This window comes from Cerasicoccus maritimus (genome assembly GCA_031296935.1).
GTDB classification, from domain to species: Bacteria; Verrucomicrobiota; Verrucomicrobiia; order Opitutales; family Cerasicoccaceae; genus Cerasicoccus; species Cerasicoccus maritimus.
Genome location: JAVDPD010000004.1, coordinates 113,245 through 132,264, shown reverse-complemented (window position 1 = coordinate 132,264; position 19,020 = coordinate 113,245). Strand labels below are relative to the sequence as shown.

Below are 19,020 nucleotides of genomic sequence, written 5' to 3'. Positions count from 1 at the left end.
CGACAATCCACCGAACAAGCTGCAATCATGTCTTTTTTGAGCGAAAATCCGCGCGAATCCGCCCGCCACTACATCCCCGCAGGAGACGCCGACACCAGCGCCATGCTGGACAAGCTCGGCCTCAGCACGCTCCGCGACCTCTATAACCATATTCCCGAGGCCGCCTTCCACGTCGGTGAGCTCCAGCTGCCCGAAGAGCTCGGCTACACCGAGACGATGGACAAAATGCAGGCCTTTGCCGACAAGAACAACGTCCGCACGAACTTCATTGGCGACGGCTTGCCGGACTACTCGGTCGACCCGATTGCGCCCTACGTTTGCACGATTCGCAACCTCGCCACCGCCTACACCCCCTACCAGCCCGAGCGCTCGCAGGGCACGCTCATTACGCACTGGATCTACCAATGCGCCATGACGCAGCTGACCGGCTTTGAGGCGATTAACTCCTCCCTTTACGACCGCGCCACCGCGCTCTTCGAAGCCATTTGCTGCTCAATCCGCCTCGGCAAAAAGGCCGACACCGCCCTCGTCGCGGGCAACCTTTACCCCGGCGACCTCGAAGTCCTCGAAACCCTGATCGCCGAGACCGACATCAAGGTGGAATACATCCAGCCGGACGCCGCTACGGGCCGCCTCAACCCCGCCGCCGTCCAGGCCAAGGCAGAGTCGCTGGGCAAATCCCTGGCCGCCGTCGCCTTCCCGCAGGTCAACAACCTCGGCCTCCTGGAAGAAGTTGACGCACTGACCGACGCCGTGCACGCCGCGGGCACGCTCGCCATTGCCGTCGTGGATCCGATTTTGCTGGCCCAAGGCGGACTCAAGCCGCCGAGCCAATACGGCGAAACCGGCGCGGACATCCTCGTCGGCGAAGCGCAGCACCTGGCCATCGGGCCGAACTTTGGCGGGCCGGGCCTCGGCCTCTTCGGCGTGCGCCACAATGAAAAGGCGAAGAACAACGTCCGCGCAACCCCGGGCCGCTTCGTCGGCAAGGCCGTAGACAACGCTGGCCGCGAGTGCTGCGTGATGGTCATGTCCACCCGCGAGCAGCACATCCGCAAGGACAAGGCCACGTCGAACATTTGCTCGAACCAGGCGTTCATTTCGACCCTCGCCGGCGCGGCGATGATTGCGCGCGGTGACGCCGGTCTCGGCTCGATGATCGCCAAGGGCCGCACGTTGGCCGAAAAGTTTGTCGCCTCCTGCGGCGTGCAGCTCGCCTACCCGACCGCCGCATGCTTCAACGAAGTAACGATCGTCGTGGAAGACGCAGGCAAGTTCCTGGCTGCGGGCCGCGAACAAGGCCTCTGGGCCGGCGTGGACGTCAGCGAGCGCATCGAAGGCGGCCGTCAGTTGGTCAAGATCGCCTTTACCGACCGCCAGACCGAGGAGGACGTTGCCAAGCTCGCCGCCATCGTCGGCGGAACCGCAGGCGCCGCACTCCCCGCAGTTCCCGCCGAGTATTTGCGCGTCGAAGCGCCCGGCATCCCGGCGTTCTCGCAGGAAGAATTGCAGGCCTACTACAACAAGCTCGGCGAGCTGAACGTCTCCCCGGACGACGCCTGCTACCCGCTCGGCTCCTGCACCATGAAATACAACCCCGCGCTCAACGAATGGGCCGCGGGCCTGCCCGGCTTCACCGACACGCACCCGCAAGCGCCGTTTGCCGACGTGCAGGGCTGCCTCGAGGTGCTTTACGATGTGCAGGAGTGGTTCAAGGCCATCACCGGCCTGCCCGCCGTGACCACGCAGCCGCTGGCTGGCGCGCAAGGTGAGCTGGTGGGCCTCAAGCTTTTCCAAGCCTACCACCGCCACAACGGCGAGGCGCACCGCGACGTGATCTTCATCCCGCGCAGCGCCCACGGCACGAACTTCGCCACGGCGTCCATGGCGGGCCTCGCCTCGGGCAAGATCGACGGCAAGGTGCGCGGCATCGTCCTGCTCGAAGACGGCGAAGACGGCCGCATCGACATGGAAGTCTTTGAAAAGAAACTGGCCGAGTTCGGCGACCGCCTCTGCGGGGTGATGATCACCAACCCGAACACCTGCGGCCTCTTCGAAACCGACTTCAAGCTCATCGCCGACAAGGTGCACGCTGCAGGAGGCCTCGTTTATATGGACGGCGCGAACATGAACGCCATCGCTGGCTGGCTCGACCTCAATGCCCTCGGCGTGGACGCGGTTCATAACAACCTCCACAAAACCTGGACCATCCCGCACGGCGGCGGTGGCCCAGGCGACGCAATGGTGGCCGTGTCCGAGCGCCTGATCGACTTCCTACCCGGTTACCAGATCGAAAAGCAGGGCGAGGAATTCGTCCCCGTGAAGCCCAAGCACAGCATCGGCTCGTTCCACCGCCACTGGGGCAACTTCGCGCACAAGATCCGCGCCTACACTTACCTGCTCCGCCTCGGCAAGGACGGCGTGCGCCGCATGTCCGCCATGTCCGTGCTGGCAGCGCGTTACCTGCTCAGCCGCCTCGGCGAACGCTACCCGACGCTGCCCGCCGGCGCCCCGGACGCGCCCCGCATGCACGAGTTTATCCTCACGCTCAGCGAAGACGACTTCAAGGCCATCGAAGCCGCCGGCGTGCCGCGCGCGTTGGCGATCACCCGCGTGGGCAAGCTCTTCCTCGACTTCGGGTTCCACGCGCCGACCGTCGCCTGGCCGGAGCAGTTTGGCCTGATGATCGAGCCCACCGAAAGCTACACCAAGGACGAGCTCGACCGCTTTGCCGACGCCGTGATCCGCATCAAGGACGTCATCGAGCAATTCCCGGACGCGCTCAACGCCGCCCCGCGCTTTACGCCGGTGGACCGCGTGGACGAAGTGTCGGCCAACCGCCAGCTCACGCTCTCCGCGCCGCTGACCGGCCTGCCCGAAATCCACGAAAACCGCCTCTCCCCGCGCGTCATCGCCGAGATGCCCGTGGACGAGATTTTCGAGCGCGTCACCGGCTGCTGCACGACCGCGTAGCCTGCCTTAAGCGAAATGAGCCGGGCGTCAATTCAAGCGCCCACTCAGCGTCGTCCGCGCATTGATTCGCTGGCTTGGTCCAGTAGCTTGCGCTCTTTCGCGCTCAGGCTGTCCCAACCGTCTTGGCTGATCTTCTCCAAGATCGCATCAATCTTCGCTTGCTCGGCTTGCTTGGCCTTGCCCGAGCGCTGCCTCGCCGGCGCGGCCTTGCCCCGCAATGTGGGCTTGGGTTGCCGCTGCGGGAGCACGCGCTTCATCGTGATTTTGGTCAGCGGTAATTTCTCCCAAAGCGGCTCAAGCCGCCACTCCAACTTCCAATAAGCATAGCCAAAAGCCAGCCCACCGACATGGGCCGCATGCGCCACGCCAGAGAAGTTTTGATCCCCCGCAATCGCCAGCAGCACCGGGTGCAAATCAAAGATCACATAAGCCAGCACCACCCAGCGAATCGCGATCGGGAAAAGGAACCAGATGCGGATTTTTTCGTAGGGGAAATGCATCGCATAGAGCATCATCACCGCCATGACTCCGCCCGAGGCCCCCACTGAAGGCACTCGGCTGCCCGTCCATAAATCCAACAACACGAACGCCACCCCAGCCAGGATGATTGCCACCAGATAGAACAGGCAGAACTCGCGCCCGCCGTACATCCGCTCCAGCGTTTTGCCAAACCACCACAGAAAGAGCATGTTGAAGAGGATGTGGAAAACGCTCAACCGGTCGTGGCAGAACCCATAGGTCAGCAACCGCCACACCTGACCATGCAAAACGTCGTCCGTGCTCAATTGCAGCCAATCAGTCACCCGTGACATCTTGGGCGCAAAGCGCATGTAATCGGCCATGTCCTCACTGGTCAGCTCGCCATAAGGGCTGTTGGCAAAATCCGCTTCCACTGAATCGCGCACGACCACTACCTGTAGCACAAACACAATGACATTCAGGATTATCAGCCACTTAACAGCATGGCCAAACTCCCAGCCATCGCCGCCAGTTGGTCGCTCTCGTATATAATCTCGCCCGTCGATCCCCATAGTACAATCGAATAGGCACACTGTCTAAGCACTACAGTAGCGTCAAGTTAGAGATTCACGAAACCGCCCCTCCCCACACGACAGTTTCGCGTATTGCCCTAGGGCCAAATAGCCGCCAGCATGCGGACCTTATCAAGCGCGCACTCACCTGAGTTGCTCGCGAGAATCGCCTGCCATGCTGCTTTTTCGCCCAGAGAAGGATTTACCCATTTCAATCGCGCTGTTCGGCGCGTTTGCCACTGCCTTAGCAGCTGCGTGGGTGCTGCAACGCCTGCCAGTCTTTCGCTACCTGCGTGAACGCAGCAATCGCTATGAGACGATCGACGGCCTGCGGGGCTATCTGGCTACGATGGTCTTTGTCGGCCATTTCTACGCAACACACTCGTGGAAAAACACCGGCCAATGGGAGCTCGCAAAGTCGGTCATCGCAGCCAACCTCGGCACGGTCGGCGTCTCGCTGTTCTTCATGATTTCAGGCTTCCTCTTCGTGGACCGCATCGTGGCCCAGCCAAATTTAAGCTGGGCGCGGCTGTATAACTCGCGGCTGTTCCGCATTTACCCGCTTTACCTGGTCGCACTGTGCGTGGTGATCATCATCGTGCTGGCGCAAACGAACTTCACGCTCGCAGAGGGCCCCGCCTCATTCGCTCGAGAATGCCTCGGCTGGCTGTTTTTTGGATCGGGAGATATCAATGGCCTACAGGACACGCGTTTCATCACGGGGGGCGTTCAGTGGACGCTACGCTACGAATGGCTGTTCTACCTGTCGCTGCCACTCGTCGCCTGGTGCATCCGCCGAGGCGCCTTTGTAATTAGCTGCCTCCTCGCGCTGTTCATTGCCGGCTATTGCTTCCCCCAACTGGCGCTCAGCTTTAACAGCAAGCTCTTTATCCTCTTCGTCATTGGCGCCTTGGGGGCCAAACTGATTCGCCTGCCACTACAGGCAGAGCGCTGGGTCCGCCATCCACTCGTTTCTTTGGCCAGCCTCGCTGCGTTCGTGCTAACCCTACACAGCATGCCCATCCTGGGCTGGCAGCAGTTGGCGCTGATGTCGGCCTTCTTCTGGCTGACCTTGCTCGGCAATGACCTCTTTGGGCTCCTGCGGCTACGCAGCTCCATTCTCTTGGGCGAGCTGAGTTACAGCATTTATCTACTCCACGGCATTTTGCTCTATCTGATATTCACGATGCTGCTGCCCGCACGCGCCATCAAGATGCCCATCAATGAATTCCTCCCCCTGCTGGCACCGATGACGATCTTTGTAGTGATCACCGCCGCTATCGCTTTCCTGCTCATCGAGCACCCAGCAATTAAGCTAGGCAAACGCATTAATCTCTTTTGCCGAATAACACGCTCCCCGAAGAAATAATGAACCAGTGGGCCTTCCCCAACATGTGTCCTCCCTTAGTCCAGCTCACGGTAACTGATCTATTCATACATCGACGGTAGAAGCACGTTGATTCGAGAATCCAAACACAACAAAACCCGCTGATAATCAGCGGGTTTTGTGTTGGTAAATTGGAGCGAGCGAAGAGGTTCGAACTCTCGACATCCACCTTGGCAAGGTGGTGCTCTACCAACTGAGCTACGCTCGCATTTGAGAAAGTGCTAAAGAGTGCCCGATCATGCTCCTTTGTCAAGCTCTACAAGCATTCTTTTTCGAACATTTTCCGGAAGGGGCACAAACCCTTCATTATCAAGGCGATCCGCCAAATCAGCACCCAATAATGCTTTCAAAAGTGGCTTTAATTCGTTCTGTTTTTCACGCGGATAGACCAAATAGTAGCTCAAACGCAGCGGGTATTCACCGTAGTGCACATTTTCAGGTGTGGGACCAAAGGCAAATTCATCGCTGCCCGAAACCGCCAGCGCGCGGACCTTGTCATCGAGCAGCACTTGGTTGGAAATTCCGATAGAGCCACTGTCGCTAGCGATCATTTCCATCAATTGTAGATTACCCTTCACGCGGTTCACATTGGCCCGGAGGGAGCCACTTTGCAACACCTCGTATTTAAAAAGCTCCAGCACCACGGTAGAATCATTGTCCAGCGCCAAGGGCAGGATGGAACGCTGAGCAATCGGCCCCTGCAAGTTAAGCTCTCCCCAACGCTCGACTTTTTGAACGCCCGAAGAGCCGAAGATCGCGGCCAGCTGCTCCATGGAAACTTCAGTAAGTGGGTTCAGCTTCTCCACAACGACGTAGGCGACTTCGTAAGCAATGGGCAGCACCTTGTAATTACCCGAAGGTAAATCGGCATCCTTGGGAGCCGCCAGGATCGCTAAATCCGCCTCGCCAACTTTGAGGTCCTCTTTACCCGGCACGCTCCCGATAAACTCCATCGTTATTTCAGTGTCACTGTGTTCGGCAAACCCTTCAACCACCGGCTTTACCGCTGGCGCTAACAAGTCCGATCCCACCACTGTCCATTGAGCCATCAACCAAGCAGGAAGTAAGAGCACAAGCAAGGGTATCAAGTATCGCATAATCAAAGTAAAAAGTAGAAGTCAAAGGCGATGAGGCCTGCCATTCAATGTCTAATTGCAATTGCTGGACCGGACGGCGTGGGAAAAGTTCCCCATATGCCAGTATATCTGTCCATCGCTGCATATTTTCTCTCAGCGCTCCTTGCCGCCGTACGAAACGTAACTGATGCGTCACATTCCCCACACGAGGACAAACGAGTCGATGTATCTCATGATGAAGTAGAGTCAGTAAGAAGTCTCAACGTCTTTCGAGCCCAAAATAGGGGCCATTTGCTTTACTAATTAAGGGCACTTTGTCCCCAATGAAACTTGCACTAGAGCGTCGCACGGTGGAATATTTATTCGTCAGACAATGTTACCTGCCATGACCAGTTATAACTCCTTTGAAGAGGACTTGGATTCCCTGGCCGACCAATATGAGCGGCGGGGCCTACGCCTAGCAATTGCGATTTCACTCGCCTCGAGCCCACTACCCTTTGCAATGGCAGCCATCATGGGGATCAATTTCACCGGGCGCTCACTGTCGTTCTGGTTCATTGCCATCGCCGTCGAAGCCATCTTTATCTTCATCGCCTGGTTCATCACCACACTGATCATCGTGCCCCCGCGTGATCACCTCGACAAAATGAACAGCGCGCTACAATTCGCCCTGACCAATACCCGATCCGTGAGCATGGACCACTTGGGCCGTGAGGTGAGCATCAATATGCCCGACGAGCGCATCACCCTCACGGGCGCCGAAGCCGCTGTCTTTCGCAAACACTGGCAACGACGGTAACGCCTCTCGGACAAAAATAAAAGCGACCCCTGATCGAGGTCGCTTTCATGGAAAGAATTTGCGAATCGCTTAGAGCTTGCCCTTCTTGGCCAGCTTTTGAATGACGGCGAAGCGGACGACGTTTTCCAGCTCTTCGATACGGGCCGGGTCGACGTTCTCGTCGATCGCCTTTTGCAGGGCCTCCTCGGCGCGCTTCTGCGCCGCCTCAACCATCGCAACGTCGATATTCTCGATGTCGATCGCGGCTTCGGTCAGGATGGAGATCGTGTCGTTCTGCACGCGGGCAAAGCCCTTGTCGATGGCCAGGTGCTCTACCGAATCGCCCTTTGCAGTCACTTCGCCACCCTCGACAACAGTCAAGAGCGGTTGGTGGCCGGGCAGGATGTCGATTTCGCCCTGCTTCGTCGGCAGGACCACCTCGCTGACCGTCTTGGTGTAGACGATCTTTTCGGGGGTGACGATTTCAAGTGTGAGTGCCATGTGTATCTGATGTCGGTGGTCGGATGTCAGAGGGCAGGATGTCGGCGACCAGTTAGTCGGATTGCCGACTTTCCGATCTCAGACCTCCGATACGCCGTTAAGCCTTCGCCTTTTCGAGGACGGAGTCGATGCCGGCCTTCATGTAGAAGTCGTTTTCGTTCACGTGATCGAGCTCACCATCGAGGATCATCTTGAAGCCCTTGATGGTATCGGCGACCGGAACGTAAACACCCGGGAAGCCGGTGAAGATTTCCGCCACGTGGAACGGCTGGGACAGGAACTTCTGGATCTTACGAGCGCGGAAGACAACTTGCTTGTCCTCTTCGGAAAGTTCGTCGAGACCGAGAATCGCGATGATGTCCTGCAGGTCCTTGTAACGCTGAAGCACGGACTGAACGCCGCGAGCTACCTGGAAGTGCTCTTCACCAACGATGTCCGGAGCCAACGCGTTGGACACCGAAGCCAGCGGGTCAACCGCCGGGTAAATGCCGAGCTCAGCAATGCGGCGCTCAAGCACGATGGTAGAGTCGAGGTGAGCAAAGGTGTTCGCCGGGGCGGGGTCAGTCAAGTCGTCCGCCGGAACGTAAACGGCCTGGAAGGACGTAATCGAACCCTTCTTGGTGGAGGTAATACGCTCTTGCAGAATACCCATTTCCTGGGCCAGCGTCGGCTGGTAACCCACCGCAGACGGCGAGCGGCCGAGCAGAGCGGACACCTCGGAACCGGCCTGCGAGAAGCGGAAAATGTTGTCGACGAACAGGAGCACGTCCTGGTTCTTTTCGTCGCGGAAGTATTCGGCCATGGCCAGACCAGACAGCGCCACACGCATACGAGCGCCGGGCGGTTCGTTCATTTGACCGTAAACGAGGGCCACCTTGGACTTGGAAATATCGTCTTGGTTGATAACGCCGCCTTCGGACATTTCCCAGTAGAGGTCATTACCTTCACGGGAGCGCTCACCCACACCAGCGAACACGGAGTAACCACCGTGCGCCTTAGCGATGTTGTTGATGAGCTCCATGATGACCACGGTCTTACCCACACCTGCACCACCGAAGGCACCAACCTTACCACCCTTAATGAACGGGCAGATCAAGTCGATGACCTTAATACCGGTCTCGAGGATGTTGGCCTCCACGTCCTGATCGACGAGGGCCGGAGGCTGACGGTGAATCGGGTAACGCTTCTCCGTTTCGCAGGGTCCGCGTTCGTCCACGGTGTCGCCGGTAACATTGAAAATACGGCCGAGAACGGGCTCCCCAACCGGAACAGTGATCGGGTTGCCAGTGTCGATGACATCCATGCCGCGCACGAGGCCCTCGGTGGAGCTCATCGCAACCGCGCGGACAGCGCCTTCGCCCAAGTGCTGCTGCACTTCGATGGTCAGGCGGGTCTCTTTGCCCTGCAGCGTGTAGTCAATGTGCAGTGCGTTGAAGATTTCGGGGACGTTTTCCGACGAGAACTGAACGTCGACGACGGCGCCAAGGATTTGGACGATTTTACCGATGTTTGCCATGGGTCAAGAGAGGTGTGATTGTTTAAATTAGTTGAATTGCGTAGCGGCGGCAATTTCCAGAATTTCCTGGGTAATGGCGGCCTGGCGGGCTTTGTTGTATTCGAGGGTGAGGTCGCTGACGAGGTTCTTGGCGTTATCCGTCGCCGACTTCATCGCCACCATACGGGCGCTGTGTTCGGACGCCTTGGCGCCGAGCAAGCTCTGGAAGATGATCTGCTTCACGTAAAGGGCCGGCAGCTCATCGAGGATCTCCTTCGCACTGGGCTCAAAGATCATTTCGCGCTCGTCGCCTGCGGTGTCCGACAGGTCGATTTTGTAGCGCTTTTTGATGTCTTCCAAGAGGTCGTGGATGCCGGTCATCGGAACGATCCGCATCACGGTCGGCTCCTGCACCAGCGTGTTCACGAACGCGCTGTAAAGGATCTCAATGGAGTCGATCTTGCCGTCCTCATAGAGCTCGAGCATGTAGTTCACGATGGCGCGAACTTCGGCGTAGGAGACCTTATCGGAAAGCGGGAAGTCCGCCATGAGCGGACGCTTGGTGCGGGAGATGAACTGCGTCGCCTTTTTGCCGATCGTGACGTAAACAGCGTCATCCTTGATCGCCATGACTTCCTTGAACAGGTTGCCATTGAGCGGTCCGCAAAGACCCTTGTCCGTGCCAATCACGAGGATGCCGCGGCGCTTGACTTCGCGTGCTTGGAGAAGCGGGTGCGTTTGGGCAATTTCCTGACCGGCAACCGAATCAAGGATTTCGGCCAGCAGCAGAGCGTAGGCGCGACCGGACATGGCCGCATCCTGCGCCTTCTTCATCTTCGACGCCGCCACCAGCTGCATCGCGCGGGTAATCTGCGATGTGTTCTTGACCGACTTAATGCGGCCGCGAATTTCTTTGGTGCTAGGCATGAGGGAGAAAAATTATGAATTCAGAATTATGAATTATGAAAAAAATTACTTCGTCGAGGTCTTGGTACGTTTTGAAATCGTGGTGAAGATAGAAATAAGCTCGTTCGTTTCTTTGATAAGCGGATTGAGTTGAGACTGCTGAAAGATGTCTTCGGATTTGAGGAGGCGTAACCAGTAATGCGATTCGTTTAGCTCTCTTAAGCAAATGCCCATAATTGAAATGAACTCTGCTTTGGACCTAGCTCTGACCGCTTCGCAGTAATTTGCTCCAATAGACGTCCCTGATCGGAGCAATTGCTTGCCAAGGGTTTGAGCGACGGTGCTTTTAGGTAATTTGCAGAAGAGTCGAATGATTCGTTGAGCATATTTAAATGTGCGCTCGTCCAAATCGTTTCGCTTAACTACATCACCCTCACTCACGTCCTCCTTTCATAATTCAGCATTCAAAATTCATAATTCGAAAACGATTTACTTGAAGCTGCGCTTCCACTCTTCGACGGCGGACTTCAGCTTGGCTGCAGTGTCGTCGCCGATCTTGCCGCCGCCGCGCACGGCGTCGAGGACGTCCTGCTTGGCAGTGGAGAGGAAGTCGTGGAGAGACTGAACTGCGGTGGTCACCTTCTTGACGTCGATGTCGGAGAAGTAGCCTTCCTGCATGGCCCAGATCAGCGCGATCTGCTCTTCTGCCTTCTTAGGCGAGAGTGGCGGCTGCTTGAAGAGCTCAACGAGGCGGTCACCCTTATCGAGGATAGCCTTGGTCTGAGCGTCGAGGTCGGAGCCGAACTGCGCGAACGCGGCCAACTCACGATACTGGGCGAGCTCACCCTTCAGCTTACCGGCAACCTGCTTCATGGCCTTAACCTGAGCGGCCGAACCCACACGGGAAACCGACAGACCGACGGAAACCGCCGGGCGGATGCCCTGATTGAAGAGGTCTGTTTCGAGGAAAACCTGACCGTCGGTAATCGAAATCACGTTGGTCGGAATGTAAGCCGAAACGTCGCCAGCCTGAGTTTCAATGATCGGCAGCGCGGTCAGCGAGCCGTTGCCATTGTCTTCGTTCACACGAGCGGAACGCTCGAGGAGGCGGCTGTGCAGGTAGAAAACGTCACCCGGGTAAGCTTCACGACCAGCAGGGCGCTTCAGGATCAGGGATATCTGACGGTAGGAAGCAGCGTGCTTGGAAAGGTCATCATAAACGATCAGAGCGTCCATGCCGTTTTCCATGTAGTATTCACCCATGGCGGCACCGGCGAACGGAGCGATGTATTGGTTGGCCGGATTGTCAGCAGCAGGAGCGGCAACGATCGTGCAGTATTCCATGGCGCCGGAGTCTTCCAGGGCCTTGATCGTGCGGGCGATGTTCGACTGCTTCTGACCAACCGCAACGTAGATGGAATACATCGGGCGGAAGCCTTCCTCAAAGGTGCCGTCTTCCTTCTTGTGCTGGTTGTTGATGTTGGCCTGGTTGATGATCGTATCGATCGTAATGGTGGTCTTACCGGTTGCACGGTCCCCAATGATCAGCTCGCGCTGGCCACGGCCGATCGGAATCATCGCGTCAATCGCCATGATACCGGTTTGCACCGGCTGGTCAACGGACTTGCGGGGAATGATGCCGGGAGCGATCTTTTCAACCGGGAAAGTGGTGTCGGACTCAATGGCGCCTTTGCCATCAATGGCCTGACCGAGGGCGTCGACCACGCGGCCGAGCAGCGGCTTGCCAACGGGCACGGACAGCAGACGGCCGGTTGCCTTGGCTTCGTCGCCTTCCTTCAGGTGAGAGTAGTCGCCGAGAACAACGACGCCGACTTCGTCTTCTTCGAGGTTCAGCGCGATGCCGTAAACGCCACCGGGAAACTCGATCATTTCGTTATACATGCAGCCGGACAGGCCGTCGAGCTTGGCGACGCCGTCGAAAACGCTCGTGATCTTACCGACATTGGTCTTGACGGTCTTGGTTTCGAGCTTGGCGATTTCCTGTTGGATCTGTTCGAGAACGGAACTCATTGGTGCTTTCTAATTAAAAATTATAAATGCTAAATGCAAAAAACGGTGAGGCAGATTAGTAAGAGAGAGAAACTTCGGTCAGGTGCTTTTTGAATTTATCCTTTTGAATTTTGTATTCCCCTAGGTGACGTTGAGCTCAAGTTGAGCGAGGCGGGTGGCGACGGATGCATCGTAAACATCGTCTCCAACGGTAACGCGGACGCCGGCGATCAACTTCGGATTTTCCTCCGTGGTCGCGACGATCTTGCGGTTGTATTCCTTAGTAAACTTTTGCTCGATTTCGGCCAACTGGTTGGCACCGAGCGGGCCAGCAAACTCCACCTTGGCGGTGCCGCGGGCGATTTCGACTTCGAGGTAGTGCGCATACTGCTTGAGCAGTTGCTTGTAGTTGCTGGGGGGCTCCTGCGCGAGGGCCTCCAACACTGCGGATACGCGATCGCTGCTCGCCTGGCCGTCCTCATCGAGCGACAGGGTAACGAGCTTCTTCGCGAAGTCCTTAAGTTGTTTGTCCTTGGCCATCGATTAGTTGGCGTAAAGTTCCTTGGCGGCGGATTCGCTGAAACGGCCCTTTTCTTCCGCGGAAAGATCGCGGTCGAGGACCTTGGCGGACGTGGCGACCACCAGCTCGGCAACTTCCTTACGGACGTCGGCCAGCATCTGCTTACGCTCTTGCTCGCTAGCGGCTTGCGCCTTGGCGATGATCCCCTCAGCGGACTTCACAGCCTCTGCCTTCTGGGACTCTTCAAATTTGTGGGCGTTGTCGCGCGCTTCGGAGACGATCTTGGCGGCTTCCTCGGAAGCTTCGCGGATTTTTTCGGCGCTGTCCTTTTCGGCATTGGCGAGCGCGGCCTTCATTTCTTCGGCGTATTGCAGGCCGTCCTGGATCTTCTTCTGGCGCTCGTCCATAGAAGCCATCACCGGTTTGAAGGCGAACTTCCAGATGACCACGGCCACGATGATGAAATTCAGGCCTTGGGCAATGAGCAGCGCGGGCTCAACGTGGAAGTAGCTGGCCAATTGCTCTACGGTGCCTCCGTCGGTCGCTGCGCCGTGAGCATCTGCGGCGGCGATTGTTAACAAGCTGCTGAACATGGCGATTGGGTCTTAGAGTGTTCTGAGGAGTGAGAGGGAAAGGATCGTGGGGCGACATCCGCCGCCCCACGCAAGTATTTAGCTGCGACCGAGGAACAGTGCGTAGAACGCAACAGCTTCTGCGAGCGCCATACCGATGATGGACTGAACGAGGACCTTACCGGATGCGCCGGGGTTGCGGCCAACGGCTTCAACAGCCTTGGTGCCAACCATGCCCACGCCGAATGCGGCTGCGAGACAGCCGAGGCCGCCCTGCAAACCGAGGTGAATGCTGCCAGTCATTTCTGCAATTACGTCGATCATTTTACTAGGTGTTTTTGTGTTTCTTTAAACCCGGCTGCCCACGCTCGTTGGTCAATGGTCCCAGCCGGGAAATTGGTTTCTTACTATAGAAAGGAAAATTAGTGAGCGTGCTCGTCGTCTCCGTGGTTCACGATGAGGCCGATGTAAACAGCGGTCAGGAGGGTGAAGACCAGCGCCTGCACCAAGCCGATCAAAATTTCGAGGAAGAAGAACGGCACCGGCACCACCCACGCGATCATGCCATGCATGCTGGTGAGCAGGTTTTCGCCACCGAAGACGTTACCAAAGAGTCGGAACGGCAGTGAGACCAGACGCGAAAGAATGGATACGCATTCGATCAAGCCAACACCTGCGAAGACGATGAACAGACAGAAGTAAATCGCGCCAGGAACCTCGCTCTTCTCGGCCTTGTTGCCGAAGAGATCATAAATCAGCAACTTGATGCCCGCGTAACGCAGCACATACCAGATCCAAGCGATGAACGAAATGATCGCCAGCGCTAAGGTCGTATTCAGGTCAGCATTGGCCGGACGGAAGTAGTAATTGAAGTGACCTACAAAATAACTGCCATCAAACTGGCGAATCTGGTGCCCGACGTTTTGGCCAGCATCCGTCGCCGCAGCCATACCGGCTTCAGCAGCTTCCATCGTCGGGAAAGGGCCCAAGTCAGCCGAAAAATGGCCAAATGAGCCAACGCCCGGCAGCAATCCGCTCCAATTATTAATCAGGATAAAGACGAACAACGTTATCAGCAGCGGAAAAACTTTTTTAATTAGTTTCTTGCCGATGATCGGCTCCATGATGTCAAGGATGCCGCCAAGCATGCTCTCGACAACCGCCTGGCCACCAGAGGGAACCAGCTTCGGCTTCCCCACAAGGAGTTTGATACCAATAATGAGGAGAATTGAGATAACCCAACCGGTGATCATCGCATTGGTGACTGGGAGACCCAATACGCTGAATAGTTCGTAAGCGTATGGGCTCACGCCACCACCGTCTGCAGCCATCAAAGGCGCAGCGCTGAGTAAGAAACCAGTTGAGAGAAGAAGCTTGCGGAAATGAGCCATTCCGAATGTGCGGGTATAGTCAGAGAGTGAATGAAGGGGCCTATGAGTTGACTGAAAGCTGATAAGCGTCAACACTAGAAATTATAGGATTAGCCCCATTACCAGCTTTTCTGCTAGAGCCAATCAGCGACACTAATCAAACACGGGAGAGAATCTCCCTAACAGATGCACTCCCCTACCGACATCACCGAGCAATTATCCAGACGCGAATTGCCCCGCAATGCAACGACCGTAGAGCGCCAGCTTCGCACGGATTTTTTCGGTGGCTTTGTGCTGACCTGCCTCCTCGCTGGACTGCTTGGGCAGCTCGCCTTCCTTCTGGCAATGGGCTAGGCACCACTAAGCAGAAGCACCTGCGCGTTCGTAAGCGCGAAAGCGTAAGGTAGGCAAGCGCGCTGCTTCGTAGAGTTTGCCTGCTAGGCGAGATTTGATTGTCCCGCCCCCCATCCTTGCCATGAAGCGATCCCGACTCGACAAAGGCTGCCCCCCACTCGCCCAGCAAAAACGCCCGCTGGCAATACCAACGGGCGCTTTGAAAAAAAACTGACGAACATTCAGACCTTCGATCACTACGAAGGTCCGAACTGCATCATTACATGCTGTCGCCGTTGCCCGACGTGCCGTCATTGATCAAGTTCTTGGGCATATCCGAGAGGATATTTTCCGGCATGTCCGAAGTCGGGTTGCTGGACATGTCCTGGATGGGATTCGCGGGCATGTCGGAGGTCAAATCCTTGGGCATGTCGGCCGTGGGGTTGTTCGACATATCCTGAATCGGGGCGTAGTAGCCATCCTCACTGTATTGGTTGGCCACAGCATTTGGATCCTTCTGATCAGTAATCGTCAGGCGGACGCTATCCGCGCTGTTGCGGAAGTCGTAGAGATCGGGCGTCACGGTAGCGCCATCCTTGGAGTGTAGTTCGCGGCGCTCACCTTCCTGCTCAAAGCGGATGACCATGTAACGGTCGGTCAGCTCGCGACCAAAGAGCGGAGTGACATCAAAGGTCTTCACGCCAGGCTGGGCGTTCTTATCCAGGGCGCGGTTGATCCGGTGGATCGGCTGCCGCTGAAACTGCGCCTTCAAGCTACGGCTAGTCGTAATGTCGTTCGTAGTGCCGATGTAGAAAATCCGCAGCGGGCGGGGGGCGCCTTCGACTTGGTCCAACAGCACGCTCAACATCAGCTTGTTCTCACCAGCCGCCTTCAGTTGTTCACGCAAATTATCCTTCTCCAGATCGAAGATGGCAATGCCCTTAGCGGTCACGGTCTCTTGATAAGCCCAACCCGTCCCCATTAGCACCAGAGAGTCGCCTGCCTCGAAATGGGCGTGATCATAGGCACCGTAAACTCCATTGGTATTGGGCTTACCTGTAAGGGTGTAGGCGTGGGAAGCCGTAAAAACGGTGTCCGCGTTCAGAGAAAAAGCGCTGAGCGCTGCCAGCATCGAGGTAATAATAAGGCGTAAATTCATGACGGGCGGTTCGTTAAGACTAAATTACATTATCACCTAGGCCTCATTTTTCGCGGTGGCAATGGAAATCATTTAGCCAACCGTCTGCAAAAAAATACCAATGACCCCAGCCGCATGGGCAATTTGGCCACAAAGGTGTTAGCATTGAGTTACATTGACGAAATTAATCTGGGAATCGTGGTAATAAAAATGCTTTACTGAACGGCTCGATTTTCCAGAATCAATTTTTACACAATAGCACTTAGGCACACACTTAGACAGATGCAATCATCCGACCAAGCGTCACCGGGTTCCGAGATGGCTCGCGAATTTACGGTTCAAAATAAGATGGGTATCCACGCCCGTCCTGCCGCGATGATTGTACGCGTGGCCAATAAGTTCAACGACGTCGACGTCTGGGTGGATAAAGACGACGAGCAAGTCAACGGCCGCAGCATTATGGGCCTCATGATGCTCGCCGCTGGCCAGGGCTCCAAGCTGAAGTTTATCGCCTCCGGCCCCGGTGCCGCCGATCTCCTCAACGAGCTCGGTGAACTCTTCGAACGCAAATTCGAAGAAGCCTAGCCAACGCGTGAGAGGCGGTAATCTGGTGGACTGATCTTGGCCAATCCAGGCAGCGTATGCTTGTTTCATGCCGAAGTAAAAATTAAGGATCAGGCAAAAGCTCATCACCCCTCTCTGGCTCTTCGCGTATTGAGTGAATACAGCAAGCGGGCGTCAGATCAATCGCGTTACCTCTCAGCTAGATTGCTCACTCCACTTCTCCAGCCCAGATACCGCGGATGATTTCCATGGCGTGGGGGATGACGTTGTCCTGCCCGCCAGGAATGTTGGGCAGTGCGTTGTTGCTCTGGCCATAGAGCCAGCAGGTGACGCCCACTTGGTCGCAATGATTTTTCATCGCTATCGCGAAGTTCGGATTGTGGATCAGGTCATTAGCGCCGGACTTGGTGAAAAGCATGAGCGGCGTGTCACCTTGCTTGATGTGCGGGGTCACGATTTCGACGGCGTAGGGCTGCTGGATTGCGAGGCAAAAGGAGATCCCCAGGCGCTCTCTATAGGTAATGTATTCTGCGATCACGGCGCCGGCCGACGAGCCGACACACACATAACGCTGGGGGTCGAGGTTATATTTCGTGGCGTGCTCCTGGAGGAAGCGGATCGAATTTGCGGCTTCCCGCATGCAGGCGAAATAGGGTCTGGCTCGGGTGAAGGGGTTTGCGGTTTGGCCGTTGGGCACGTCCTTGAGGAGTGGGTAGCCAACACTGGCGACTGCGATGCCTTGATCTAAGAGCGACATAAGCTGTTGGCGGAAAGGCATGTTTCTATCTTTGCTGCCCCCCTTGAAGCCGCCGCCATGAAACACGACAATGAGCGGTGTCGGGGAGTCGCTCTTGGGCAGCCAGAGGTCCATCGTACAGCGCGGATAGGCGTCGCTGTAGCGCAGGTCATCATACGTCGGCTGGGCGGCGGCGAGAGCCGCACACTGGATCAATGCAACAGGCATAAGTTTACTCAAAGAACGCTTCATCGGTAAATAAAACCCTTGCGGCGGGAAAAAGTTCAATTCGATCGCCACGACGGGTGAGCTGTTCCGGATTTCTCACCCCGGTTGTGCTTGGAGTTTGCGGAGGGCGCGGTGATGGTTATCGTGTGGTCATGTCTGCTGTCGAAATTGGCCAATCCCTCCCTGACTCCATTCGCGCGCTGACCTTGCTCCGCGCCGACGGCGAGTCCGTGTCGCTCGCATCGCTGATAGCTAAGCCGGCGATGGTGCTCGTGTTTCTGCGTCACTTTGGCTGCCTGGCGTGCCGCGAGCATGTGGGCTTGTGGAAGCCGCATTTGGCGAAGTTTGTGGAGCTTGGTGTGCGGGTGCATTTCGTGGGCAATGGCGATGTCGCGCACCTGCGGGAGTTCATTGATAAGGCTGGGCTGACCGATGCGTCGGCCGACGTCTTGACCGACCCTGAGCAGCGTGTCTATGCGGCGCTGGGATTGGAAAACTCCGTGGCCTCGGTGCTGAGCCCGGGCGCGATGTTCAACGCCCTGCGCGCGGTCGCACGAGGTAATATTCAAACCTCCGTGGAGGGCGACCCGACGCAGCAAGGCGGCGTGTTGATTGTCGATGCTGACGGCCAGGTCGTGCTGCTCCACCGCGAGGCGCGCTTGGGTGATTATCTACCGGTCGAAGACGCGCTCGCCAGCGTCCCGCTGGACCGATAGATTTGCACATTGTGCAAATGCCATTCTGGCGTGGCGGCTTGTCTGGAGACTGCGCCCTACCTTTGGGCAGATTGCCTACAGCTTCAGGCGGCTGAGGCCGACTTTGACGACGACCTTCTTCACGCTGACGATTTCGCTGCCGGGATTGAGCGCGGGCATGTGGGCGTCTTGCGGGAGGAGGAGGGCGAACGTGCCGGGGCGCATGGTCAGTTGGAGCTGGGCGGGCGTCTCGTAGTGGTAGAACTCGGCGTCCTTTTCGGCCAGGTAGCCGGTCTTTGATTTGAGCGTGTGCGTCGGATAAACGGCTATGCGCTCGGCTTCCACGAGCGACATCTGGATGTCGGCAAACTTCTCGTGCGACTCAAGGATCGCGTCGGGCGCGTCGGCGGCCTTGGTGTCGTAGGTCATGACGCGGGCAAAGAGGTCATCGCCGTCGATCGGGTATTCGCCATCGGCGGTGTAGGGGCCGATGGAGGTCAGGAAGGCAAACGCCTTCTCCCAAGCTTCGCCGAGCGTGTAAGTTTGCCAGTTGGAAATGTGGTCAACGATCATTCTACAAGCAGATGCGAACCCCAGTGCGAACGCAAGCCGTCACGTTCGCTAATGCTGGTTGAGCACAAAAAAGTTCGGCTTGGCGAAACTCAATCCACCAAGCCGAACTTTAAACTTTTTCCTTTAATCTTTAA

20 protein-coding genes and 1 tRNA gene are annotated in these 19,020 nt (G+C 56.9%); 6 read left to right on the top strand and 15 right to left on the bottom strand.

Going from position 1 to position 19,020, the window contains the following annotated elements; translation table 11 throughout:
• Positions 1-27: 27 nt before the first annotated feature.
• A complete protein-coding gene (gene gcvPB, locus RBB62_RS03695; protein WP_309397166.1) occupies positions 28-2,973 on the top strand; it encodes an aminomethyl-transferring glycine dehydrogenase subunit GcvPB in 2,946 nt (981 codons plus the stop codon).
• Between the two features lie 44 nt (positions 2,974-3,017).
• On the opposite strand, the gene RBB62_RS03690 is transcribed toward gcvPB, so the two are convergent.
• Positions 3,018-4,004, bottom strand: a complete 987-nt coding sequence (locus tag RBB62_RS03690) for a rhomboid family intramembrane serine protease (RefSeq protein WP_309397164.1) — start codon at positions 4,002-4,004, stop codon at positions 3,018-3,020.
• A 175-nt stretch (positions 4,005-4,179) separates the two neighbouring features.
• On the opposite strand from RBB62_RS03690, the gene RBB62_RS03685 reads away from it, so the two are divergent.
• A complete protein-coding gene (locus RBB62_RS03685; RefSeq protein ID WP_309397163.1) occupies positions 4,180-5,373 on the top strand; it encodes an acyltransferase family protein in 1,194 nt (397 codons plus the stop codon).
• Positions 5,374-5,523: 150 nt separating this feature from the next.
• Here RBB62_RS03685 and RBB62_RS03680 read toward each other — a convergent pair.
• Positions 5,524-5,599 (bottom strand) — tRNA-Gly (locus RBB62_RS03680).
• A 28-nt stretch (positions 5,600-5,627) separates the two neighbouring features.
• Positions 5,628-6,488, bottom strand: a complete 861-nt coding sequence (locus tag RBB62_RS03675; RefSeq protein WP_309397162.1) for a PstS family phosphate ABC transporter substrate-binding protein — start codon at positions 6,486-6,488, stop codon at positions 5,628-5,630.
• A 364-nt stretch (positions 6,489-6,852) separates the two neighbouring features.
• Here RBB62_RS03675 and RBB62_RS03670 point away from each other — a divergent pair, with 364 nt between their 5' ends.
• Complete coding sequence (locus RBB62_RS03670; RefSeq protein ID WP_309397160.1) at positions 6,853-7,266, top strand: hypothetical protein; 414 nt, start codon at positions 6,853-6,855, stop codon at positions 7,264-7,266.
• Positions 7,267-7,335: 69 nt separating this feature from the next.
• Here the strand turns inward: RBB62_RS03670 and atpC are convergent, their stop codons facing one another.
• The 9 genes from atpC to atpB all read right to left on the bottom strand — a co-directional run bounded on the left by atpC (position 7,336) and on the right by atpB (position 14,580).
• Positions 7,336-7,746: an ATP synthase F1 subunit epsilon gene (gene atpC, locus RBB62_RS03665; RefSeq protein ID WP_309397158.1), complete on the bottom strand. Its 411-nt coding sequence runs from the start codon at positions 7,744-7,746 to the stop codon at positions 7,336-7,338.
• Positions 7,747-7,843: 97 nt separating this feature from the next.
• The gene (gene atpD / locus RBB62_RS03660; protein WP_309397156.1) at positions 7,844-9,262 is read right to left on the bottom strand and encodes a F0F1 ATP synthase subunit beta; all 1,419 of its coding nucleotides are present in this window, start codon (positions 9,260-9,262) and stop codon (positions 7,844-7,846) included.
• Between the two features lie 27 nt (positions 9,263-9,289).
• Complete coding sequence (gene atpG, locus RBB62_RS03655; RefSeq protein WP_309397154.1) at positions 9,290-10,168, bottom strand: ATP synthase F1 subunit gamma; 879 nt, start codon at positions 10,166-10,168, stop codon at positions 9,290-9,292.
• A gap of 45 nt (positions 10,169-10,213) precedes the next feature.
• On the bottom strand, positions 10,214-10,588 hold the full coding sequence (locus RBB62_RS20195; RefSeq protein ID WP_343219064.1) for a four helix bundle protein: 375 nt from the start codon (positions 10,586-10,588) through the stop codon (positions 10,214-10,216).
• 48 nt (positions 10,589-10,636) lie between these two features.
• Positions 10,637-12,178: a F0F1 ATP synthase subunit alpha gene (atpA, locus tag RBB62_RS03650; protein ID WP_309397152.1), complete on the bottom strand. Its 1,542-nt coding sequence runs from the start codon at positions 12,176-12,178 to the stop codon at positions 10,637-10,639.
• A 120-nt stretch (positions 12,179-12,298) separates the two neighbouring features.
• A complete protein-coding gene (locus RBB62_RS03645) occupies positions 12,299-12,697 on the bottom strand; it encodes a F0F1 ATP synthase subunit delta (RefSeq protein ID WP_309397151.1) in 399 nt (132 codons plus the stop codon).
• A 3-nt stretch (positions 12,698-12,700) separates the two neighbouring features.
• Positions 12,701-13,270 carry a F0F1 ATP synthase subunit B gene (atpF, locus tag RBB62_RS03640; protein ID WP_309397148.1) on the bottom strand — a complete coding sequence of 190 codons (570 nt, stop codon included), beginning with the start codon at positions 13,268-13,270 and terminating at the stop codon, positions 12,701-12,703.
• 78 nt (positions 13,271-13,348) lie between these two features.
• Positions 13,349-13,573: an ATP synthase F0 subunit C gene (locus RBB62_RS03635; protein ID WP_309397147.1), complete on the bottom strand. Its 225-nt coding sequence runs from the start codon at positions 13,571-13,573 to the stop codon at positions 13,349-13,351.
• A 98-nt stretch (positions 13,574-13,671) separates the two neighbouring features.
• Positions 13,672-14,580, bottom strand: a complete 909-nt coding sequence (gene atpB / locus RBB62_RS03630) for a F0F1 ATP synthase subunit A (protein ID WP_309397145.1) — start codon at positions 14,578-14,580, stop codon at positions 13,672-13,674.
• Positions 14,581-14,805: 225 nt separating this feature from the next.
• On the opposite strand from atpB, the gene RBB62_RS03625 reads away from it, so the two are divergent.
• Entirely contained in the window at positions 14,806-14,973 is a 168-nt protein-coding gene (locus tag RBB62_RS03625) for a hypothetical protein (RefSeq protein ID WP_309397143.1), read from the top strand.
• A gap of 259 nt (positions 14,974-15,232) precedes the next feature.
• Here RBB62_RS03625 and RBB62_RS03620 read toward each other — a convergent pair whose 3' ends face one another.
• A complete protein-coding gene (locus RBB62_RS03620) occupies positions 15,233-16,111 on the bottom strand; it encodes a hypothetical protein (RefSeq protein ID WP_309397141.1) in 879 nt (292 codons plus the stop codon).
• 261 nt (positions 16,112-16,372) lie between these two features.
• On the opposite strand from RBB62_RS03620, the gene RBB62_RS03615 reads away from it, so the two are divergent.
• Positions 16,373-16,675: an HPr family phosphocarrier protein gene (locus RBB62_RS03615; protein WP_309397140.1), complete on the top strand. Its 303-nt coding sequence runs from the start codon at positions 16,373-16,375 to the stop codon at positions 16,673-16,675.
• A 187-nt stretch (positions 16,676-16,862) separates the two neighbouring features.
• Here the strand turns inward: RBB62_RS03615 and RBB62_RS03610 are convergent, their stop codons facing one another.
• On the bottom strand, positions 16,863-17,618 hold the full coding sequence (locus RBB62_RS03610; protein ID WP_309397138.1) for an alpha/beta hydrolase fold domain-containing protein: 756 nt from the start codon (positions 17,616-17,618) through the stop codon (positions 16,863-16,865).
• 152 nt (positions 17,619-17,770) lie between these two features.
• On the opposite strand from RBB62_RS03610, the gene RBB62_RS03605 reads away from it, so the two are divergent.
• On the top strand, positions 17,771-18,334 hold the full coding sequence (locus RBB62_RS03605; RefSeq protein ID WP_309397136.1) for a peroxiredoxin-like family protein: 564 nt from the start codon (positions 17,771-17,773) through the stop codon (positions 18,332-18,334).
• Positions 18,335-18,409: 75 nt separating this feature from the next.
• Here the strand turns inward: RBB62_RS03605 and RBB62_RS03600 are convergent, their stop codons facing one another.
• Complete coding sequence (locus RBB62_RS03600) at positions 18,410-18,886, bottom strand: NanQ anomerase/TabA/YiaL family protein (protein WP_309397134.1); 477 nt, start codon at positions 18,884-18,886, stop codon at positions 18,410-18,412.
• Positions 18,887-19,020: the final 134 nt, after the last annotated feature.

What these genes read in the sequence shown, in the direction of transcription:
- gcvPB (WP_309397166.1), top strand. Translation starts at nt 28, where the DNA reads ATGTCTTTTTTGAGCGAAAATCCGCGCGAATCCGCCCGCCACTACATC.
- RBB62_RS03690 (WP_309397164.1), bottom strand. Translation starts at nt 4,004, where the DNA reads ATGGGGATCGACGGGCGAGATTATATACGAGAGCGACCAACTGGCGGC.
- RBB62_RS03685 (WP_309397163.1), top strand. Translation starts at nt 4,180, where the DNA reads ATGCTGCTTTTTCGCCCAGAGAAGGATTTACCCATTTCAATCGCGCTG.
- RBB62_RS03675 (WP_309397162.1), bottom strand. Translation starts at nt 6,488, where the DNA reads ATGCGATACTTGATACCCTTGCTTGTGCTCTTACTTCCTGCTTGGTTG.
- RBB62_RS03670 (WP_309397160.1), top strand. Translation starts at nt 6,853, where the DNA reads ATGACCAGTTATAACTCCTTTGAAGAGGACTTGGATTCCCTGGCCGAC.
- atpC (WP_309397158.1), bottom strand. Translation starts at nt 7,746, where the DNA reads ATGGCACTCACACTTGAAATCGTCACCCCCGAAAAGATCGTCTACACC.
- atpD (WP_309397156.1), bottom strand. Translation starts at nt 9,262, where the DNA reads ATGGCAAACATCGGTAAAATCGTCCAAATCCTTGGCGCCGTCGTCGAC.
- atpG (WP_309397154.1), bottom strand. Translation starts at nt 10,168, where the DNA reads ATGCCTAGCACCAAAGAAATTCGCGGCCGCATTAAGTCGGTCAAGAAC.
- atpA (WP_309397152.1), bottom strand. Translation starts at nt 12,178, where the DNA reads ATGAGTTCCGTTCTCGAACAGATCCAACAGGAAATCGCCAAGCTCGAA.
- RBB62_RS03645 (WP_309397151.1), bottom strand. Translation starts at nt 12,697, where the DNA reads ATGGCCAAGGACAAACAACTTAAGGACTTCGCGAAGAAGCTCGTTACC.
- atpF (WP_309397148.1), bottom strand. Translation starts at nt 13,270, where the DNA reads ATGTTCAGCAGCTTGTTAACAATCGCCGCCGCAGATGCTCACGGCGCA.
- RBB62_RS03635 (WP_309397147.1), bottom strand. Translation starts at nt 13,573, where the DNA reads ATGATCGACGTAATTGCAGAAATGACTGGCAGCATTCACCTCGGTTTG.
- atpB (WP_309397145.1), bottom strand. Translation starts at nt 14,580, where the DNA reads ATGGCTGCAGACGGTGGTGGCGTGAGCCCATACGCTTACGAACTATTC.
- RBB62_RS03625 (WP_309397143.1), top strand. Translation starts at nt 14,806, where the DNA reads ATGCACTCCCCTACCGACATCACCGAGCAATTATCCAGACGCGAATTG.
- RBB62_RS03620 (WP_309397141.1), bottom strand. Translation starts at nt 16,111, where the DNA reads ATGAATTTACGCCTTATTATTACCTCGATGCTGGCAGCGCTCAGCGCT.
- RBB62_RS03615 (WP_309397140.1), top strand. Translation starts at nt 16,373, where the DNA reads ATGCAATCATCCGACCAAGCGTCACCGGGTTCCGAGATGGCTCGCGAA.
- RBB62_RS03610 (WP_309397138.1), bottom strand. Translation starts at nt 17,618, where the DNA reads ATGCCTGTTGCATTGATCCAGTGTGCGGCTCTCGCCGCCGCCCAGCCG.
- RBB62_RS03605 (WP_309397136.1), top strand. Translation starts at nt 17,771, where the DNA reads ATGTCTGCTGTCGAAATTGGCCAATCCCTCCCTGACTCCATTCGCGCG.
- RBB62_RS03600 (WP_309397134.1), bottom strand. Translation starts at nt 18,886, where the DNA reads ATGATCGTTGACCACATTTCCAACTGGCAAACTTACACGCTCGGCGAA.